Here is an 18,446-nt window from a genome sequence, read left to right as displayed (position 1 = left end):
CGGATGCGCAGGTGAAGGTGCGGGGGTTCCGGATCGAGCCGGGTGAGGTGGAGGCGGTGCTGGTCCGGTGTCCGGGGGTGGCGGCGGCGGTGGTGGTGGTGCGGGAGGACCGGCCGGGGGATCGGCGGCTGGTGGCGTACGTGGTGCCGGAGGGTGCGGCGGGCGCGGTGGCCGGTGCGGTGCCGGATGGTGGCGGGGCTGGGGCGGGGGGAAGTGCTGGGGGGTCGTCGCTCGTGCCGGAGGAGGTGCGGGGGTTCGTGGCGGGGGTGTTGCCGGAGTTCATGGTGCCGTCGGCGGTGGTGGTGGTGGAGGGGCTGCCGGTGACGCGGAACGGGAAGCTGGACCGGGGGGCGTTGCCGGCGCCGCAGGCGGTCTCGGGTGGTGGGGGCCGGGGAGCGCGGTCGGTGGTGGAGGAGGTCTTGTGCGGGGTGGTGGCGCAGGTCCTGGGGGTGGAGTCGGTCGGGGTGGAGGAGTCGTTCTTCGATCTGGGTGGGGATTCGCTGCTGGCGGTGCGGTTGGTGGCGCGGGTGCGGTCGGTGTTGGGGGTGGAGGTTCCGGTTCGGGCGGTGTTCGAGGCGGGGTCGGTGGCGGGGTTGGCGGGGGCGGTGGAGCGTGCTTCGGGGGTGGTGCGTCCACGGGTCCGGACGGTGGAGCGGCCTGCGGACGGGGTGCCGTTGTCGTTCGGGCAGCGGCGGTTGTGGGTGTTGAACCGGTTGGATCCGGGGTCGGGTGTGTACAACCTGCCGGTGGCGTTGCGTCTGGTGGGGCGGGTGGATGTGGGGGCGCTGGGGTGGGCGTTGCGGGATGTGGTGGGGCGGCATGAGGTGTTGCGGACGGTGTTGCCGGAGGTGGGCGGGGTGCCGTTCCAGCGGGTCCTCGACGCCGCCGAGCTATGTGACGGGTCCGGACCGGGCGGGTTCCCGCTGGAGGTCGAGCAGGTCGGGGAGTCCGGGCTCGCCGAGGCGTTGAGCGCTTTCGCCGGGCGGGGGTTCGACCTGGTGGCCGAGCCGCCGCTGCGGGCGCGGCTGTTCCACCTCGGCCCCGAGGAGCGGGTGTTGTTGCTGGTGGTGCACCATGTGGCGGCGGACGGGTGGTCGATGGGGCCGCTGGCGCGGGATGTGATCGCGGCGTACGCGGCCCGTTGCGAGGGGCGGGAGCCGGGGTGGGCGCCGTTGCCGGTGCGGTACGCCGATTACGCGCTCTGGCAGCGGGAGCTGCTGGGGGATGAGGGCGATCCGGGGAGTGCGGCGGCGCGGCAGGCGGCCTTCTGGCGGGAGGCGCTGGCGGGGGTGCCGGTGGAGGTGGAGTTGCCGGTGGATCGCCCGCGGCCGGTGGTGGCGTCGTATCGGGGCGGGACGGTGCCGGTGGTGGTCGATGCGGGGTTGCGCCGGGGGGTGGGGGCTCTGGCGCGGGGGTCGGGGGCGTCGGTGTTCATGGTGGTGCAGGCGGCGTTGGCGGCGTTGCTGACGCGGCTGGGGGCGGGGACGGATGTTCCGATCGGGACGGTGGTGGCGGGCCGCACGGATGAGGTGCTGGACGGTCTGGTGGGGATGTTCGTCAACACGTTGGTGCTGCGGACGGATGTGGGGGGGGATCCGTCGTTCCGTGAGTTGGTGGGGCGGGTGCGGGAGGTGGGTCTGGGGGCGTTCGGGCATCAGGATCTGCCGTTCGAGCGGGTGGTGGAGTTGGTGGATCCGGTGCGGTCGATGGCCCGCCACCCCCTCTTCCAGGTGGCACTCACGTTCCAGAACACCCCGAAGGTCGAGCTCGACCTCGACGGCGGCCTCTCGATCGGCCTGGAGCCGCTGGAGACGAATGTCGCCAGATTCGACCTGCTGATCTCCCTCAGCGAGACGGACGACGGACTGACCGGCGTCCTCGAATACGCCGCCGATCTGTTCGACCGGGAGACGGCCGAGGACATCGCGGCCCGGTTCGTCCGCCTGCTCCGCGCCGCGGTGAGCGCTCCGGACGTCCCGATCAGCCGGCTCGAGATCCTCGAACCCGTCGAGCGTTCCACCATCCTCGGCGACTGGGCCGGGACCGGTGTGTCCTCCGGCTCTCTTACGCCGATCACGTCTCTTACGACGATCACGGAGGAGTTCGCGGCGCGGGTGGCGGCGGCGCCGGGGGCGGTGGCGGTGGTGTGCGGGGATGCGGCGCTGACGTATGCGGAGCTGGATGCGCGGGCGGGGGCGTTGGCGCGGCGGCTGGTGGGGTTGGGGGTGGGGCCGGAGCGGTTGGTGGCGGTGGCGGCGCCGCGGTCGGTGGAGTTGGTGGTCGCGGTGCTGGGGGTGCTCAAGGCGGGGGGCGCCTACGTTCCGGTGGATCCGTCGTATCCGGCGGATCGGGTCGGGTTCATGGTGCAGGACGCCTCGCCGATGGCGGTGGTGGCGGTCGCGGGGTCGGAGGGGGTGGTTCCGGGCGGGTTGCCGGTGGTGGTGCTGGAGGACGGGGGCGCGTCCTGCCGGGTCCTGCCCGGCGGGAGCGAGCCGGTGTCGCCGTCGGAGGGCATCGCCCCCTTCCCGGCGGTGGTCGCGGATGTTCCGGAGCAGTCGGCGTCGCGGCTGCTCCCGGAGCATCCGGCGTATGTGATCTTCACGTCGGGGTCGACGGGCCGGCCGAAGGGCGTGGTGGTGACGCACGGCGCGGTGACGCGGTTGCTGGCCTCCACGCGGGGCTGGTTCGGGTTCGGGCCGGATGACGTGTGGACGTTGTTCCACTCCTATGCGTTCGATTTCTCGGTGTGGGAGCTGTGGGGGGCGCTGCTGCACGGCGGGCGGCTGGTGGTGGTGCCGCTGGAGGTGAGCCGGTCGCCGGAGGAGTTCCTGGTGTTGCTGGAGCGGGAGCGGGTGACCGTGCTCAACCAGACCCCGTCGGCCTTCTACCAGCTGATGCGGGCCGATCAGGAACGTCGGGACGCGGATCTGGCGCTGCGGTACGTCGTCTTCGGCGGGGAGGCGCTGGAGGCGGGGCGGCTGCGGGAGTGGTACGACCGCCGTCCGCAGGATGCGCCGCTGCTGGTGAACATGTACGGGATCACCGAGACGACGGTGCATGTGACGTACGCGCCGCTGGAGCCGGGGGGGCCGGCGGGGTTGATCGGGACGGGCATCGCGGATCTGCGGTTGTACGTGCTGGACGCCTTCCTCAATCCGGTGCCGGCGGGGGTGGTGGGGGAGCTGTACGTGGCGGGTCCGGGGTTGGCCCGTGGCTATCTCGGCCGGTCGGGGTTGACGGCGGAGCGGTTCGTGGCGTGTCCGTTCGGTGGGGCGGGGGAGCGGATGTACCGGTCGGGGGATCGGGTGCGGTGGGACCGGTCGGGTCGTCTGGTGTACGTGGGTCGGGCGGATGCGCAGGTGAAGGTGCGGGGGTTCCGGATCGAGCCGGGTGAGGTCGAGGCGGTGATCGCCCGGTGTCCGGGGGTGGCGGATGCGGCGGTGGTGGTGCGGGAGGACCGGCCGGGGGATCGGCGGCTGGTCGCCTACGTGGTGCCGGACGGTACGGCGGGCACGGGCGCCGGGGCGGGCCCCGACGCCGATGCCGATGAGGACGCCGATGCGGGGGCGGCCGGTGCGGACGGGGTGCCGGGGGCCGTCTTCGATGGTGCGGGTGCGGGTGCGGGTGCGGGTGCGGGTGCGGCCTCGGGTGCGAGTGCGGCGGCGGGGTCGGGTGCGCGGTTGGCGGCGGAGGCGCGGGGGTTCGCGGCGGAGCGGTTGCCGGAGTACATGGTGCCGTCGGCGGTGGTGGTGATGGAGGCGCTGCCGTTGACGGGCAACGGGAAGCTGGATCGGGCGGCGCTGCCGGTGCCGAGGGTGGCGGGCTCGGGGGTGGAGCCGGAGGGGGAACCGGGGCCTGGGCCGGGTGAGGGGCCTGCGAGCGTGCGGGAGGCGGTGCTGGCGGGGGTGTTCGCCGAGGTGCTGGGGGTGGGGTCGGTCGGGGTCGGGGACGGGTTCTTCGATCTCGGTGGGGACAGTGTTCTGGCGATCCGGTTGGTGGCGCGGGCGCGGGAGGCGGGGGTGGTGTTCTCACCGCGGGAGGTGTTCCGGCATCAGACTGTGCGGGCTTTGGCGGCGGTGGCGACGGAGGAGGCGGCCGGTGCGGTGGGAGAGCCGGAGGGGACGGGGGTCGGCCCGGTGGACCCCACCCCGATCATGCACTGGCTGGCCGGACGGGGCGGGCCGATCGGCGGGTTCAGCCAGACGGTGGTGCTGCGGGTCCCGCCGGGTCTGGGGCTGGAGGCGCTGACGGCCGGGCTGCAGGCCGTACTGGACCGGCACGACGCGCTGCGGCTGGTCTGCTCGGGGGTGGAGGCGCTGCGCGGGGACGGCGGGGTGCTGGAGGTGGCTCCTTCGGGTGCGGTGCGGGCGGAGGAGTGCGTGCGCCGGGTGGCGGTCGAGGTCCCGGTGGCCGGGTCCGGTGGTGCTCCGGTGGCCGGGTCCGGTGGGCGGGACGCCTGGGCGCGGGCGGTCGCCGAGGAGGCGGCGCGGTCGCGGGCGGAGCTGGATCCCGCCTCGGGGCGGATGGCGCGGGTGGTGTGGCTGGACGCGGGCCCGCAGGCGTCGGGACGGCTGGTGGTGACGGTGCACCACCTGTCGGTGGACGGGGTGTCGTGGCGGATCCTGCTGCCGGACCTGTTCGCGGCCTGGGAGGCCGCGGCCCGGGGACGGGTTCCGGAGCTGCCGCCGGTGCCGACGTCGTTCCGCACCTGGGCGCGGATGCTGCGGGCCGAGGCCGCGGCCAGAACGGGCGAGCTCGACGACTGGATCGACATCCTCGACGGGCCCGACCCCCGCATCGGCCACCGGCCGCTCGATCCGGACAAGGACACCGCCGCGACCGTCCGCACGCTCCGGCTCACCCTGCCGCCCGAGGTCACCGGGCCGCTGCTCACCACTGTCCCGGCGGCCTTCCACGGCCGGGCCCCCGACGTGCTGCTCGCCGGCCTCGCCCTGGCCGTGGCGCACTGGCGCAGGAAGCGCGGCGGGCGGGGCACCTCCGTCCTGCTCGACCTGGAGGGCCACGGCCGCGAGGAGATCACCGGGGAGGCGGACCTGTCCCGGACCGTCGGCTGGTTCACCACCCTGTACCCGGTCCGGCTCGACGCGGGCGCCACCTCCTGGACCGACGAGCGGACCGTCACCCGGGCGGTCAAACAGGTCAAGGAACAGCTCCGGGCCGTCCCCGGCGACGGTCTCGGGTACGGCCTGCTCCGCCACCTCCACCCGGAGGGCGCCGCCGAACTGGACGGGCTCCCCCGGCCGCAGATCGTCTTCAACCACCTCGGCCGGGTCGAGGCCGGCGAGGGCGACTGGAGCGTGGTCCCGGCGGAGCCCGGCGGCCACGACCCGGAGACGCCGGCGGCCCACGTCCTGGAGATCAACACGATCGTCCACGACCGCCCGGACGGCCCCCACCTGGAGGCCTCCTGGTCCTGGCCGGACGGGGTGCTCACCGCGGCGGAGGCCGAGGAGCTGGCCGAGACCTGGTTCGACGCGCTCGGCGGGCTGGTCGCGCACGGCTCCGGCGGGCACACGCCGAGCGACCTCCTGGTCGAACTCGACCAGGACGAGATCGACCGCATCCAGGCCGCCTGGGAGGGACGATGACGCAGGTCCAGGACATCCTTCCGCTCTCGCCGCTGCAGCAGGGCCTGTTCTTCCACGCCCTGCACGACGAGCACGACGTCTACACCGCCCAGGTGACGCTCGACCTCGACGGCCCGCTCGACGCGGTCCGGCTGCGGCGGGCCGCCGAAGGGCTCCTGGAGCGCCACCCCAACCTGCGTGCGGGCTTCTGGCACGAGGACCTGAGCCGGCCCGTCCAGGTCGTCCCCGAGCGGGTCGACCTGCCCTGGCGGGAGGTCGCCGGAGAGGACCCCGACCGGGTGACCGCCGAGGAGCGGGAGCGCCGCTTCGACCTGGCCCGGCCGCCGCTGCTGCGGTTCGCGCTGGTACGGCTCGCGCCCGACCGGCACCGGCTGGTCCTGACCCACCACCACATCCTGCTGGACGGCTGGTCGACCCCGATCCTGATCACGGAGCTGCTCGCGCTCTACCTGGGCGTGGAGGCCGCGCCCGCGCCGCCGTACAAGGGGTATCTGGCGTGGCTGGCCCGGCAGGACCGCGACGCGGCGCGGGAGGCGTGGGAGCGGGCGCTCGACGGGGTGGACGGGCCCACGCTGGCCGCGCCCGGAGCGCCCGCCGCGGCCGTCCCGCCGGGCCGGGTCCACCTCGACCTGGACGCCGTGCCGACCAGGACCCTCACCCGGATGGCGCGGCGCCACGGCGTCACGGTCAACACCGTGCTCCAGGCGGCCTGGGGCCTCCTGCTCGCCTGGCTCACCGGCCGCGACGACGTGGTGTTCGGCGCGGTCGTGTCGGGCCGCCCGGCCGAGCTGCCCGGCGTCGAGCGCATGGTCGGCCTGTTCGTCAACACGGTCCCGGTCCGGGTGCGGCTCCATCCCGGCGAGTCCTTCGGCGACCTGCTGGCCCGCCTCCAGGACGAGCAGGCCGAGCTGCTGCCCCACCACCACCTCGGCCTGACCGAGATCCGCCGCGGCCCCCTCTTCGACACCGTGACCGTCCTGGAGAACTACCCGTTCGACCCGGCCGCGGCCGACGCGTCCCTCGGCGACCTCAGGATCACCGGGTTCGGCTCGGCCGACGCCCACCACTACCCGCTCGCGCTCGCCGCCGTCCCCGGCGAGCGGCTCGCGCTCCGCCTGGACCACCGCCCCGACCTGTTCACCGCGGCCGAGGCGGAACGCCTGCTCGGCCGGGTGGCGCGGCTGCTCACCGTGGTGGCCGGAGCGCCGGACACCCTCGTCGGGCGTCTCGACCTGCTGGAGGAGGCCGAGCGGAGGCGGGCCGTCGAGGAGTGGAACGACACGGGTGATCCGGTGCCCGGCCGTACGCTGCACGGACTCTTCGAGGAGTCGGCGGCGCGGGACCCGGGAGCCGTCGCGCTGGTGGACGGCGGGACGACCCTGACCTACGGCGAGCTCAACGCCCGCGCCAACCGGCTGGCCCGGCTGCTGCGGCGGCGCGGCGCGGGCCCCGAACGGGTGGTCGCACTGCTGCTGCCGCGCTCGGCCGGCCTGGTCACCGCCGCGCTGGCCGTGTCCAAGGCCGGTGCGGCCTACCTGCCGGTGGACCCCGGCTACCCCGCCGAGCGGATCGCCGCCATGCTGGACGACGCGCACCCGGCGCTGGTGGTCGGCGAGGAACTCCTCGCCGCGGCGGACGTGTCCGGTTTCGCGGAGGGGAACCTCACCGAGGACGGGGTCCGGGTGGAGCTCCGCACCCCGGCATACGTGATCTTCACGTCGGGCTCGACCGGCCGTCCCAAGGGCGTGGTCGTGACCCACGAGGGCGTCGCCGCCTTCGCCGCGACGCAGCGGGACCGGCTCCGGGTGGGGCCGGACGGCCGGGTCCTCCAGTTCGCCTCGCCGAGCTTCGACGCCTCGGTCATGGAGATGCTCATGGCCTTCACCGCCGGAGCCGCGCTGGTCGTCCTCCCCGAAGGCGTGTACGGCGGCGCGGAGCTGGCCGCGGTGATCGAGGAACGGGGCGTCACCCACGCGCTGATCCCCCCGGCGGTGCTGGCGGGCGTGCCCGCCACGTCGCCGGAGGGCTTCCGGACCCTGGTCGTCGGCGGCGAGGCCTGCGGCGCGGACCTGGTGGAGCGCTGGGCTCCCGGCCGGCTGATGGTCAACGCCTACGGTCCGACCGAGGCCACGATCGCCGCCACCATGAGCGGGCCCCTGCGTCCCGGCGGGATCCCGCCGATCGGCTCCCCCGTCCGGGGCACCCGGGTCTACGTGCTGGACGGGTGGCTGCGGCCGGTCCCGGCGGGGGTGGCCGGGGAGCTCTACCTCGCCGGGCCCGGCCTGGCCCGCGGCTACCTCGGCCGGTCGGCGTTGACGGCGGAGCGGTTCGTGGCGTGTCCGTTCGGTGGGGTGGGGGAGCGGATGTACCGGACGGGGGATGTGGTGCGGTGGCGTGCGGACGGGGTTCTGGAGTACGTGGGGCGGTCGGATGCGCAGGTGAAGGTGCGGGGGTTCCGGATCGAGCCGGGTGAGGTGGAGGCGGTGCTGGTCCGGTGTCCGGGGGTGGCGGCGGCGGTGGTGGTGGTGCGGGAGGACCGGCCGGGGGATCGACGGCTGGTCGCCTACGTCGTGCCGGAGGGTGCGGCGGGCGCGGTGGCCGGTGCGGTGCCGGATGGTGGCGGGGCTGGGGCGGGGGGAAGTGCTGGGGGCTCGTCGCTCGTGCCGGAGGAGGTGCGGGGGTTCGTGGCGGGGGTGTTGCCGGAGTTCATGGTGCCGTCGGCGGTGGTGGTCGTGGAGGGGCTGCCGGTGACGGGCAACGGGAAGCTGGACCGGGCGGCGTTGCCGGTGCCGGGGGTGGTCTCGGGTGGGGGGGGCCGGGGGGCGCGGTCGGTGGTGGAGGAGGTGTTGTGCGGGGTGGTGGCGCAGGTCCTGGGGGTGGAGGGGGTGGGGGTGGAGGAGTCGTTCTTCGATCTGGGTGGGGATTCGTTGTCGGCGGTGCGGTTGGTGGCGCGGGTGCGGTCGGTGCTGGGGGTGGAGGTTTCGGTTCGGGAGGTGTTCGAGGCGGGGTCGGTGGCGGGGTTGGCGGTGGTCGTCGGGCGGGGTTCGGGGGTGGTGCGTCCGCGGGTGCGGCGGGTGGTGCGGCCGGTGGGCGGGGTGCCGTTGTCGTTCGGGCAGCGGCGGTTGTGGGTGTTGAACCGGTTGGATCCGGGGTCGGGTGTGTACAACCTGCCGGTGGCGTTGCGGTTGCGGGGTGGGGTGGATGTGGGGGCGCTGGGGTGGGCGTTGCGGGATGTGGTGGGGCGGCATGAGGTGTTGCGGACGGTGTTGCCGGAGGTGGGCGGGGTGCCGTTCCAGCGGATCCTCGATGGCGCCGAACCTCCGTTCGAGGTGATCCACATCGAGGCCGACGATCTCGGCCCGGCGCTGGCCGCCGCGGCGGGCCGCGGGTTCGACCTCACCGTGGAGACGCCGCTGCGCGCCGTCCTCTTCGGTCTCGGGCCGGACGAGTGGGTGTTGCTGCTGGTGGTGCATCACGTGGCGGCGGACGGGTGGTCGATGGCGCCGTTGGCGCGGGATGTGATCGCGGCGTATGGGGCGCGGGTCGCGGGGCGGGCGCCGGGGTGGGCGGCGTTGCCGGTGCAGTACGCCGATTATGCGGTCTGGCAGCGGGAGTCGCTGGGGGATGAGGCGGATCCGGGGAGTGCGGCGGCGCGGCAGGTGGCGTTCTGGCGTCAGGCGTTGGCGGGGGTGCCGGTGGAGGTGGGGTTGCCGGTGGATCGGCCGCGTCCGGCGGTGGCGTCGTATCGGGGGGGGACGGTGCCGGTGGTGGTCGGTGCGGGGGTGCATCGGCGGGTGGTGGGGTTGGCGCGGTCGTCGGGAGCGTCGGTGTTCATGGTGGTGCAGGCGGCGTTGGCGGCGTTGTTGTGCCGGTTGGGGGCGGGGGTGGATGTTCCGATCGGGACGGTGGCGGCGGGTCGGTCGGATGAGGTGCTGGACGATCTGGTGGGGATGTTCGTCGACACGTTGGTGTTGCGGACGGATGTGGGGGGGGATCCGTCGTTCCGTGAGTTGGTGGTTCGGGTGCGGGAGGGGGATCTGGCGGCGTTCGCTCATCAGGATCTGCCGTTCGAGCGGGTGGTGGAGGTGGTGGATCCGGTGCGGTCGACGGCCCGCCACCCCCTCTTCCAGGTGATGCTCGTCCTGCAGAACACCCCGCCCGCCGCACTCGACCTCGACGGGCTCTCGGTGTCGCTCGAACCCTTCGTTCCGGAGACCGCCAAGTTCGACCTCCAGCTCACCTTGGCCGAGGACCCGTCCGGGGGGCTGTCCGGCGGCTTGGAGTACGCCGCCGATCTGTTCGACCGGGAGACGGCCGAGGACATCGCGGCCCGGTTCGTCCGCCTGCTGGGTGCCGCGGTCGCCGATCCCGACACCCGCATCGGGCGGCTCGACATCCTGGACGGGGCCGAGCGGGCGGCCCTCCTCGGGGAGTGGGCGGGCACCGGTGCCGTGCCTGCGGCCACCACCATCACGGGGGAGTTCGCGGCGCGGGTGGCGGCGGCGCCGGAGGCGGTGGCGGTGGTGTGCGGGGATGCGGCGCTGACGTATGCGGAGGTGGACGCGCGGGCGGGAGCGCTGGCGCGGTGGTTGGTGGGGTTGGGGGTGGGGCCGGAGCGGTTCGTGGCGGTGGTGGTGTCGCGGTCGGTGGAGTTGGTGGTGGCGGTGCTGGGGGTGCTCAGGGCGGGGGGTGCGTATGTGCCGGTGGATCCGTCGTATCCGGCGGATCGGGTCGGGTTCATGGTGGAGGACGCGGCGCCGGTGGCGGTGGTGGCGGGTGCGGGGTGGGAGGGGGTGGTCGGTGGGCTGCCGGTGGTGGTGCTGGAGGACGGGGGCGCCTCCTGCCGCCTCCTGCCCGGCGGGGGAGGGACCGGGGCGCGGACGGGGCCTGCGGCTGAGGAGCGGATCTCCCTGGAGCGGATCTCCCTGTGCGAAGACGGTGACGGCTCTGCGGCGGACGGTGGGATGCCGTCCGTGAACCCGGACGTGACGGGCGGTGCGCTGCCGGAGCCGCTTCCGGATCATCCGGCGTATGTGATCTTCACGTCGGGGTCGACGGGCCGGCCGAAGGGCGTGGTGGTGACGCACGGCGCGGTGACGCGGTTGCTGGCGTCGACGCGGGAGTGGTTCGGGTTCGGTCCGGATGACGTGTGGGCGTTGTTCCACTCGTATGCGTTCGATTTCTCGGTGTGGGAGCTGTGGGGGGCGCTGCTGCACGGTGGGCGGCTGGTGGTGGTGCCGTTCGAGGTGAGCCGGTCGCCGGAGGAGTTCCTGGCGTTGCTGGAGTGGGAGCGGGTGACGGTGCTCAACCAGACCCCTTCGGCGTTCTACCAGCTCCCGGCCGCTGCACGTGACCTCGGCGACCTGCGGTACGTGATCTTCGGCGGGGAGGCGCTGGAGGTCTCCCGCCTCGCCGACTGGCACGGCCGGGGGATCTCTCTGGTGAACATGTACGGGATCACCGAGACGACGGTGCATGTGACGTACGCGCCGGTGGAGCCGGGGGGTCCGGCGGGGGTGATCGGGAGGGGGATCGCGGATCTGCGGTTGTACGTGCTGGACGCCTTCCTGGAGCCGGTGCCGGCGGGGGTGGTGGGGGAGTTGTACGTGGCGGGTCCGGGGCTGGCGCGGGGGTATGCGGGGCGGTTCGGGTTGACGGCGGAGCGGTTCGTGGCGTGTCCGTTCGGTGGGCCGGGGGAGCGGATGTACCGCAGCGGGGATCGGGTGCGGTGGGATCGGTCGGGTCGTCTGGTGTACGTGGGGCGGGCGGATGCGCAGGTGAAGGTGCGGGGGTTCCGGATCGAGCCGGGTGAGGTGGAGGCGGTGCTGGCGGGTCATCCGGGGGTGGCGGATGCGGCGGTGGTGGTGCGGGAGGACCGGCCGGGCGACAAGCGGCTGGTGGCGTATGTGGTGCCGGGCGGTACGGCGGGCGCGGGTGCCGGGGCGGATGTCGGTACGGACTCCGGTGCAGGAGTGGGCGCGGGTGGGCCCAGGGAGGTCGAGGCCGGGAGGGTCGTGGCGCCGGGGTGCGGTGCGGCCGGGATCGGCGGGGCGTCGGAAGGGCTGACGCCGGAGGGGGTGCGGGGGTTCGCGGCGGAGCGGTTGCCGGAGTTCATGGTGCCGTCGGCGGTGGTGGTGGTGGAGCGGTTGCCGTTGACGGGCAACGGGAAGCTGGATCGGGCGGCGTTGCCGGCGCCGCAGTCGAGTGCGGCCGTTGGGGGTGGGGAGCCGGCGGGGGCGCGGGAGGCGGTGCTGGCGCGGGTGTTCGCCGAGGTGCTGGGGGTGGAGGGGGTCGGGGTCGAGGAGGGGTTCTTCGATCGGGGCGGGGACAGCATTCTGGCGATCCGGTTGGTGGCGCGGGCGCGGGAGGAGGGGGTGGTGTTCTCGCCGCGGGAGGTGTTCCGGCATCAGAGTGTGCGGGGGCTGGCGGCGGTGGCGACCGGGGAGCCGGTCGTGGGTGAGGCGGAGGGGGCGGGGGTGGGGCCGGTGGAGCCGACCCCGATCATGCACTGGCTGCGGGAGCTCCCCGGCCCGACCGGTGACTTCAGCCAGACGGTGGTGCTGCGGGTCCCGCCCGCGCTCGGGCTGGAGGCGCTGACGGAAGGGCTGCAGGCCGTGCTGGACCGGCACGACATGCTCCGGCTGACCTGCCCCGACGGCGGGCGGTGGCTGGACGGTGCGGACGGTGCGCCCGGCGGCCCGCCGGCGCTGGAGGTCCTGCCGCCGGGTGCGGTCCGGGCGGCGGAGTGCGTCCGGCGGGTGGCGGTCGAGGTCCCCGCGGCGGAAGTCTCCGCCGTCGAGGTGCCCGCGGCGGAAGTCTCCGCCGTCGAGGTGCCCGCGGTCGAGGTCCCCATGGTCGAGGGTCCTGCGGACGGGACCGGTGGTGGTCCGGTGGGCGGCTCCGCGGGGCGGGACGCCTGGGCGCGGGCGGTCGCCGAGGAGGCGGCGCGGTCGCGGGCGGAGCTGGACCCCGCCTCGGGGCGGATGGTGCGGGTGGCCTGGCTGGACGCGGGCCCGCAGGCGTCGGGACGGCTGGTGGTGACGGTGCACCACCTGTCGGTGGACGCCGTCTCCTGGCGGATCCTGCTGCCGGACCTGTTCGCGGCCTGGGACGCGGCCCGGAAGGGCGAGGCCTGCGTGTTGCCGCCGGTGCCGGTCGCGTTCCGCACCTGGGCGCGGAGGCTCCGCGCCGAGGCGGAGATCAGGGCGGACGAGCTGGACTTCTGGTGCCGGACCCTGGACGGGGACCGCCGGGCCTCGGACGGGGGTGCCCCGCCGTACGATTCCGGGGGTGACGGCTCCGGACGGCCCGGCCCGGACGGGTCCCCTCCCGGCGCCGCCCGGCCGGACGATCCGATCCGGGACGGCTCCCGGCCGCCGGACCCGATCCAGGAGGACCGCCGGAGGCCGGACCCGGCCCGGGACACCTTCGGCACCCAGCGCCACCTCACCCTCGAACTGCCCCCCGAGGTCACCGAGCCGCTGCTGACCCGGATCCCGGCGGCCTTCCACGGCCGGGTCGGCGACGTGCTGCTCGCCGGGCTCGCCCTCGCCGTGAGCCGCTGCACCGGACGGGAGTCGGTCCTGCTCGACCTGGAGGGCCACGGCCGCGAGGAGATCACCGGCGAGGCGGACCTGTCCCGGACCGTCGGCTGGTTCACCACCCTGTACCCGGTCCGGCTCGACCCGGGACCGGCGGACTGGACCGATCTGCACGGCGCCACCGCCGCCCGGGCGATCAAACGGGTCAAGGAGCGGCTCCGGGCCGTCCCAGGCAACGGCCTCGGGTACGGCCTGCTCCGCCACCTCCACCCGGAGGGCGCCGCCGAACTGGCCGCCCGCCCGGTGCCGGAGCTGGCCTTCAACTACCTCGGCAGGACGGAGGCCGCCGCCGGCGCCGACTGGTCCCCGGCGCCCGAGGCCGAGGCGGCGGGCGCCGGCCACTCGCCGGACCTGGCGCTTCCGCACGCTCTGGAGGTCAACGCCCTGACCCTGGACGGGCCCGGCGGACCGCGCCTGCGGGCGACCTGGTCGTGGGCGGCCCGCCTGTACGACGAGGATCAGGTCCGGGAACTGGCGGAGGCGTGGTTCGCCGCGCTCACCGGGCTGTCCCGGCACACCGGCGGCGGCCTCACCCCGTCGGACCTGCTGGTGCCCGTCAGCCAGGAGGAGATCGACGCGTTCGCAGCGGAACTCGACGCGGAGTGGAGCGCCCGATGACCGGCACCGGACCGATGAGCGCGACCCGCCCGGCCGGCGCCGGCACCCAGGGCACCCAGGGCACTGAGGGCACCCAGGGCACTGAGGGCACCGGCCCGCAGGACACCGGCCCGGCGGGACGCGGCCCGGTGACCCCCGCCCCGCCCGCCCCGGGCGGCCAGCTGGAGGACATCCTGCCGCTCTCGCCGCTGCAGCAGGGCCTGTACTTCCACGCCCTGTTCGACGAGGCCGCGCCCGACGTCTACACCGCCCAGCTCACCCTCGACCTGGAGGGCCCGCTCGACGCCGCCCGGCTCGCCGGAGCCACCGCCCGGCTCCTGGCCCGCCACCCCAACCTGCGCGCCTCGTTCCGGCAGCGGAGGGGCGGCGACCCCGTCCAGCTGGTCCACCGCCGGGTCGAGGTGCCCTGGCGGGTGGTCGAGGGCGCCGATCCCGACGGGGTGGCGGCCGAGGAGCGGGGGCGGCGCTTCGACCTGGGCCGGCCGCCGCTGCTGCGGTTCGCGCTGGTACGGCTCGCGCCCGGCCGGCACCGGCTGGTCGTCACCAACCACCACATCCTGCTGGACGGCTGGTCGACGCCGCTGCTCGCGGCCGAGCTGCTGGCGCTGTACACCGGGGACGAGCCCGCGCCGGCGCCGCCGTACAAGGAGCATCTGGCGTGGCTGGCCCGGCAGGACCGCGCCGCCGCCCGCCGGGCCTGGAGCGCCTGCCTGTCCGGGCTCGACGGGCCCACCCTGGTCGCCCCCGGGCTCGACGGCGGACCGCCGGCCGAGCCCGGCCGGGTCCGCGCCCGCCTCGACGAGGAGCCGACGGCCCGCCTCACCGCCGCCCTGCGCGCCCGCTCGCTCACCCTCAACACCGCGGTCCAGGGAGCGTGGGCCCTGCTGCTGGCCCAGCTCACCGGCCGCGACGACGTCGTCTTCGGCGGCACCGTCTCCGGCCGCCCGGCCGAGCTGCCCGGCGTCGAGCGCATGGTCGGCCTGTTCATCAACACGCTCCCCGTCCGCGTCCGGCTCCGCCCCGGCGGCGCAGGTGAGACCCTCGCCGGGCTGCTGACCCGGCTGCAGGCCGAGCAGGCCGAGCTGCTGCCCCACCACCACCTCGGTCTGGCCGAGATCCAGGGCCTGCACGGCGGGGGCGGGCTGTTCGACACCATGACGGTGCTGGAGAACTACCCCGCGGGCACGGCGGCGACCGAGATCGCCGACGGGCTGCGGCTCGCCGGGGCCGGGGGGACCGACGCCACGCACTACCCGCTCGCGCTGGCCGTGACCGGCGGGCGGACCGTCTCCCTGCGCCTGGACCACCGCCGCGACGCCTTCCCCGGCGCCGAGGCGCGGCGGCTGCTGGACCGGCTCGTCCGCTTGCTCGGAGCCGTCGCCGCGGACCCCGACGCGCCGCTGGCCCGGCTCGACCTGCTGAGCGACGACGAGCGCGCCCTCGTCCTGGCGCCGCCGGACCGGGAGACGCCTGCGCCGGACGGGAGCCTGGTGAGCGCCTTCGCCGCGCAGGCGGCCCGGACCCCGGACGCCGAGGCGGTCGTGGCGGACGGGACGCGCCTGACCTACGCCGAACTCGACCGGCGGGCCGACCGGCTCGCCCGCCGGCTGGCCGCGCTCGGCGTGCGCGCCGAGACCCCGGTCGCGGTCCTGCTGGACCGCTCGGCGGAGGTCGTCGTGGCGACCCTGGCGATCACCAGGGCCGGAGGGGCGTACGTGCCGCTCCACCACGGCCACCCGCCCGGCCGGATGAGCTGGGTCGTGGCCGACACCGGCGCACCCGTCCTGGTCGCCGACCGCGACCCCGGCTTCGCCTGCGAGGCCGCGGTGCTCCGCCTCGACCTCCCGGACCCGGAGGCCGCGGCCCCCTCGGCCTCCCCGGACCCGGAGCCCGCGGATTCTCCCCCGGACGATGCGAGGATCCCGGCCTTCCCGGGCGGTGCGGGCGGCGAGCCCGGACAGGACCCGGGGCACGTCCGGATCCACCCCGACCGGCTCGCCTACGTGATCTACACCTCCGGCTCGACCGGCACCCCCAAGGGGGTGGCCGTACGGCACCGGGACGTCCTGGCCCTGGCCGCCGACCACCGGTGGGCGGTACGGCACCGGCGGCTGCTGATGCACTCGCCGCACGCCTTCGACGCCTCCACCTACGAACTGTGGGTACCGCTGCTGACCGGCGGCACGGTCGTCGTCGCGCCCCCCGGCGAGCTGGACCCCGGCCGCCTGCGCGACCTGGTGGCGCGGCACCGGCCGACCGCCCTGTTCATCACGACCGCGCTGTTCAACCTGGTCGCCGAGGAGGACCCGGGGGCGTTCGGCGCCCTCGCGGAGGTCCTCACCGGCGGTGAGGCCGCCGCGCCCGAGGCGATGCGCCGGGTGCTCCGGGCCTGCCCGGACACGGTGCTCGGGCACGTCTACGGCCCCACCGAGGCCACGACCTACGCCACCTACCACGCCGTCCGGACCGTCCCGGACTCCGCCGCGCCGCCCATCGGCCGGGCCCTGGACGGCATGCGCGCCCACGTGCTCGACGGCCTCCTCCGGCCGGTCCCGCCCGGCGCGGTCGGCGAGCTGTACCTGTCGGGAGCGGGACTGGCCCGCGGCTACCTGGGCCGCCCCGGACTGACCGCCGAGCGGTTCACCGCCTGCCCGTACGGCGCGGGCGAGCGGATGTACCGGACCGGCGACCTGGCCAGGTGGACGGCCGACGGCGAGCTGGAGTACGTCGGTCGGGCCGACGCCCAGGTCAAGATCCGGGGTTTCCGGATCGAGCCGGGAGAGGTCGAGGCGGCGCTGCTCCGGCACCCGTCGGTCGGCCAGGCGGCGGTGGTCGCGCGGGACGGTCGCCTGGTCGCCTACGTCACCGGCCCCGCGGCCGGTTCCCCGAAGGGTTCCGCGGCCGGTTCGGCGGACGGCCTCACCGCCGGTCCGGCGGACGTTCTCCCGGACGGCCCCGCCACCGGCCCCGCCACCGGCCCCGCGGACGGCCTCATGGCCGGTCCGGGTCCGGCGGCAGGAGCCGCCGACACGGCCGGTACGGCAGGAGCCGCGGATCCCGCGGAGCTGCACGCGCATCTGGCGCGGACCCTGCCCGAGTACATGGTCCCGCGGACGGTCGTGGTCCTGGACGCCCTGCCGCTCACCCCGAACGGCAAGGTCGACCGGGCCGCCCTCCCCGAGCCGGACGCGCCGGCGGCCGGGCGGGATCCCCGGACGCCCGCCGAGGAACGGCTCTGCCGCCTGTTCGCCGAGGTCCTCGGCCTGGACCGGGTCGGCGCCGACGACGGTTTCTTCGACCTGGGCGGCGACAGCATCGCGGTCCTGCGGCTCGTCTCCCGCGCCCGGGGCGAAGGGCTGGAGATCAGCCCCCGCGAGGTGTTCGCCCGCCAGACGCCCGAGGCCCTGGCCTCGGGGACCCGCGGCGGCTCGACCGGCCGGGAGGTGCTGCTCCCGCTCCGTGCGACCGGCGGCAGGCCCCCGCTGTTCTGCGTGCACCCCGGCGCGGGCCTCGGCTGGCCGTACTCCGGCCTGCTCCGCCATCTCGGCCCCGACCAGCCGCTCTACGCCCTCCAGGCGCGGACGCTGACCGAGCCCGGCCACACCGCCCCGTCGATCGAGGCCGCGGCCCTGGACTACCTGGAGCGGATCCGCGAGGTCCAGCCGCACGGGCCGTACCGGCTGGCGGGCTGGTCGATGGGCGGCCTGATCGCGCACGCCATGGCCGTCGAGCTGCGCGAGCGCGGGGAGGAGGTCGCACTGCTGGCGATGCTCGACGCCTACCCCGGCGCCGGTCCCGGCGTCATCCCGGCGGGCACCGGCCCGGGAGGCGGCGGCCGGGACGCGGTCGGTCCGGACACGGCCGGCTCCGGAGGAACGCCCCCCGGTGCGCAGGACGGTCCGGAGGACCCGGAGCAGGACCCGGAGCAGGACCCGGAGCAGGACGGGGCGCTGTCCGGCCTGCTGGCCGCGATCGGTTACGCGGGGCCGGGCGACGCCGAGGACGTCATGGCGTTCGTGCGCGCCCACGGCGGCCGGTACGCCACCCTCGACGAGCCGACGCTGCGCGCCGTCCACCGCCACTACCGCAACGGCGTGAAGATCTCCCGGGAGTACGCGCCGCGCGTCTTCGACGGGGACGTGCTCTTCTTCACCGCCGCCCGGGGCCGCGAGGCGGGCGCCCCCACCGCCGCCGACTGGAAGCCGTACGTCACCGGAGCCGTCGTCGACCACGCCGTCGACTGCGACCACGAGAGCATGCTGAACCCCGGACCCGTCGCGGAGATCGCCGCGCTGCTGAGGAAGGAGTCGCCATGACCGTCAACCCCTTCGAGGACCCCGACGGCACGTACCTGGCCCTGGTCAACGACGAGGGCCAGTACTCCCTGTGGCCGGCGTGGGCCGAGATCCCGCCCGGCTGGACCGTCGCCTTCGGCGAGGACACCCGCCAGGCCTGCCTGGAGCACATCGAGGCGAACTGGACCGACATGCGCCCGAGGAGCCTGATCCGGGCGATGGGGGAGATGGAAGAATGATCCGCCGGACCCGGTGAGCGGCCGGGCCCGGAGCGGGGTCCGGAGCGGCCGGGCCCGGCGCATGACGGGACCCGGCGCAGGACC

The 18,446-nt window shown here is 75.5% G+C and carries 4 protein-coding genes and 1 pseudogene; all 5 read left to right on the top strand.

The features are described 5' to 3' along the window. Positions 1-11: 11 nt before the first annotated feature. A pseudogene (locus tag HS045_RS36435) lies at positions 12-1,964 on the top strand (condensation domain-containing protein); the annotation flags it as partial. After that, the gene (locus tag HS045_RS35930; RefSeq protein WP_374191413.1) at positions 1,959-5,609 is read left to right on the top strand and encodes an amino acid adenylation domain-containing protein; all 3,651 of its coding nucleotides are present in this window, start codon (positions 1,959-1,961) and stop codon (positions 5,607-5,609) included. The pseudogene HS045_RS36435 and the gene HS045_RS35930, both read left to right, overlap by 6 nt. Further along, positions 5,606-13,828 (top strand): non-ribosomal peptide synthetase, encoded by an 8,223-nt coding sequence (locus HS045_RS34925; protein ID WP_230884573.1) that lies wholly within the window; start codon positions 5,606-5,608, stop codon positions 13,826-13,828. Before HS045_RS35930 ends, HS045_RS34925 begins: the two co-directional genes overlap by 4 nt. After that, a complete protein-coding gene (locus HS045_RS24550) occupies positions 13,825-18,144 on the top strand; it encodes an amino acid adenylation domain-containing protein (RefSeq protein WP_230884572.1) in 4,320 nt (1,439 codons plus the stop codon). Before HS045_RS34925 ends, HS045_RS24550 begins: the two co-directional genes overlap by 4 nt. Then, positions 18,141-18,362: an MbtH family protein gene (locus HS045_RS24545; RefSeq protein WP_196453722.1), complete on the top strand. Its 222-nt coding sequence runs from the start codon at positions 18,141-18,143 to the stop codon at positions 18,360-18,362. The genes HS045_RS24550 and HS045_RS24545 overlap by 4 nt, the downstream gene beginning before the upstream one ends. Positions 18,363-18,446: the final 84 nt, after the last annotated feature.

This window comes from Planomonospora sp. ID82291, from assembly GCF_015711645.1.
GTDB lineage: Bacteria > Actinomycetota > Actinomycetes > Streptosporangiales > Streptosporangiaceae > Planomonospora.
Note: the sequence above shows the minus strand (reverse complement) of the source record. Positions and strands in the feature narration are given on the sequence as shown.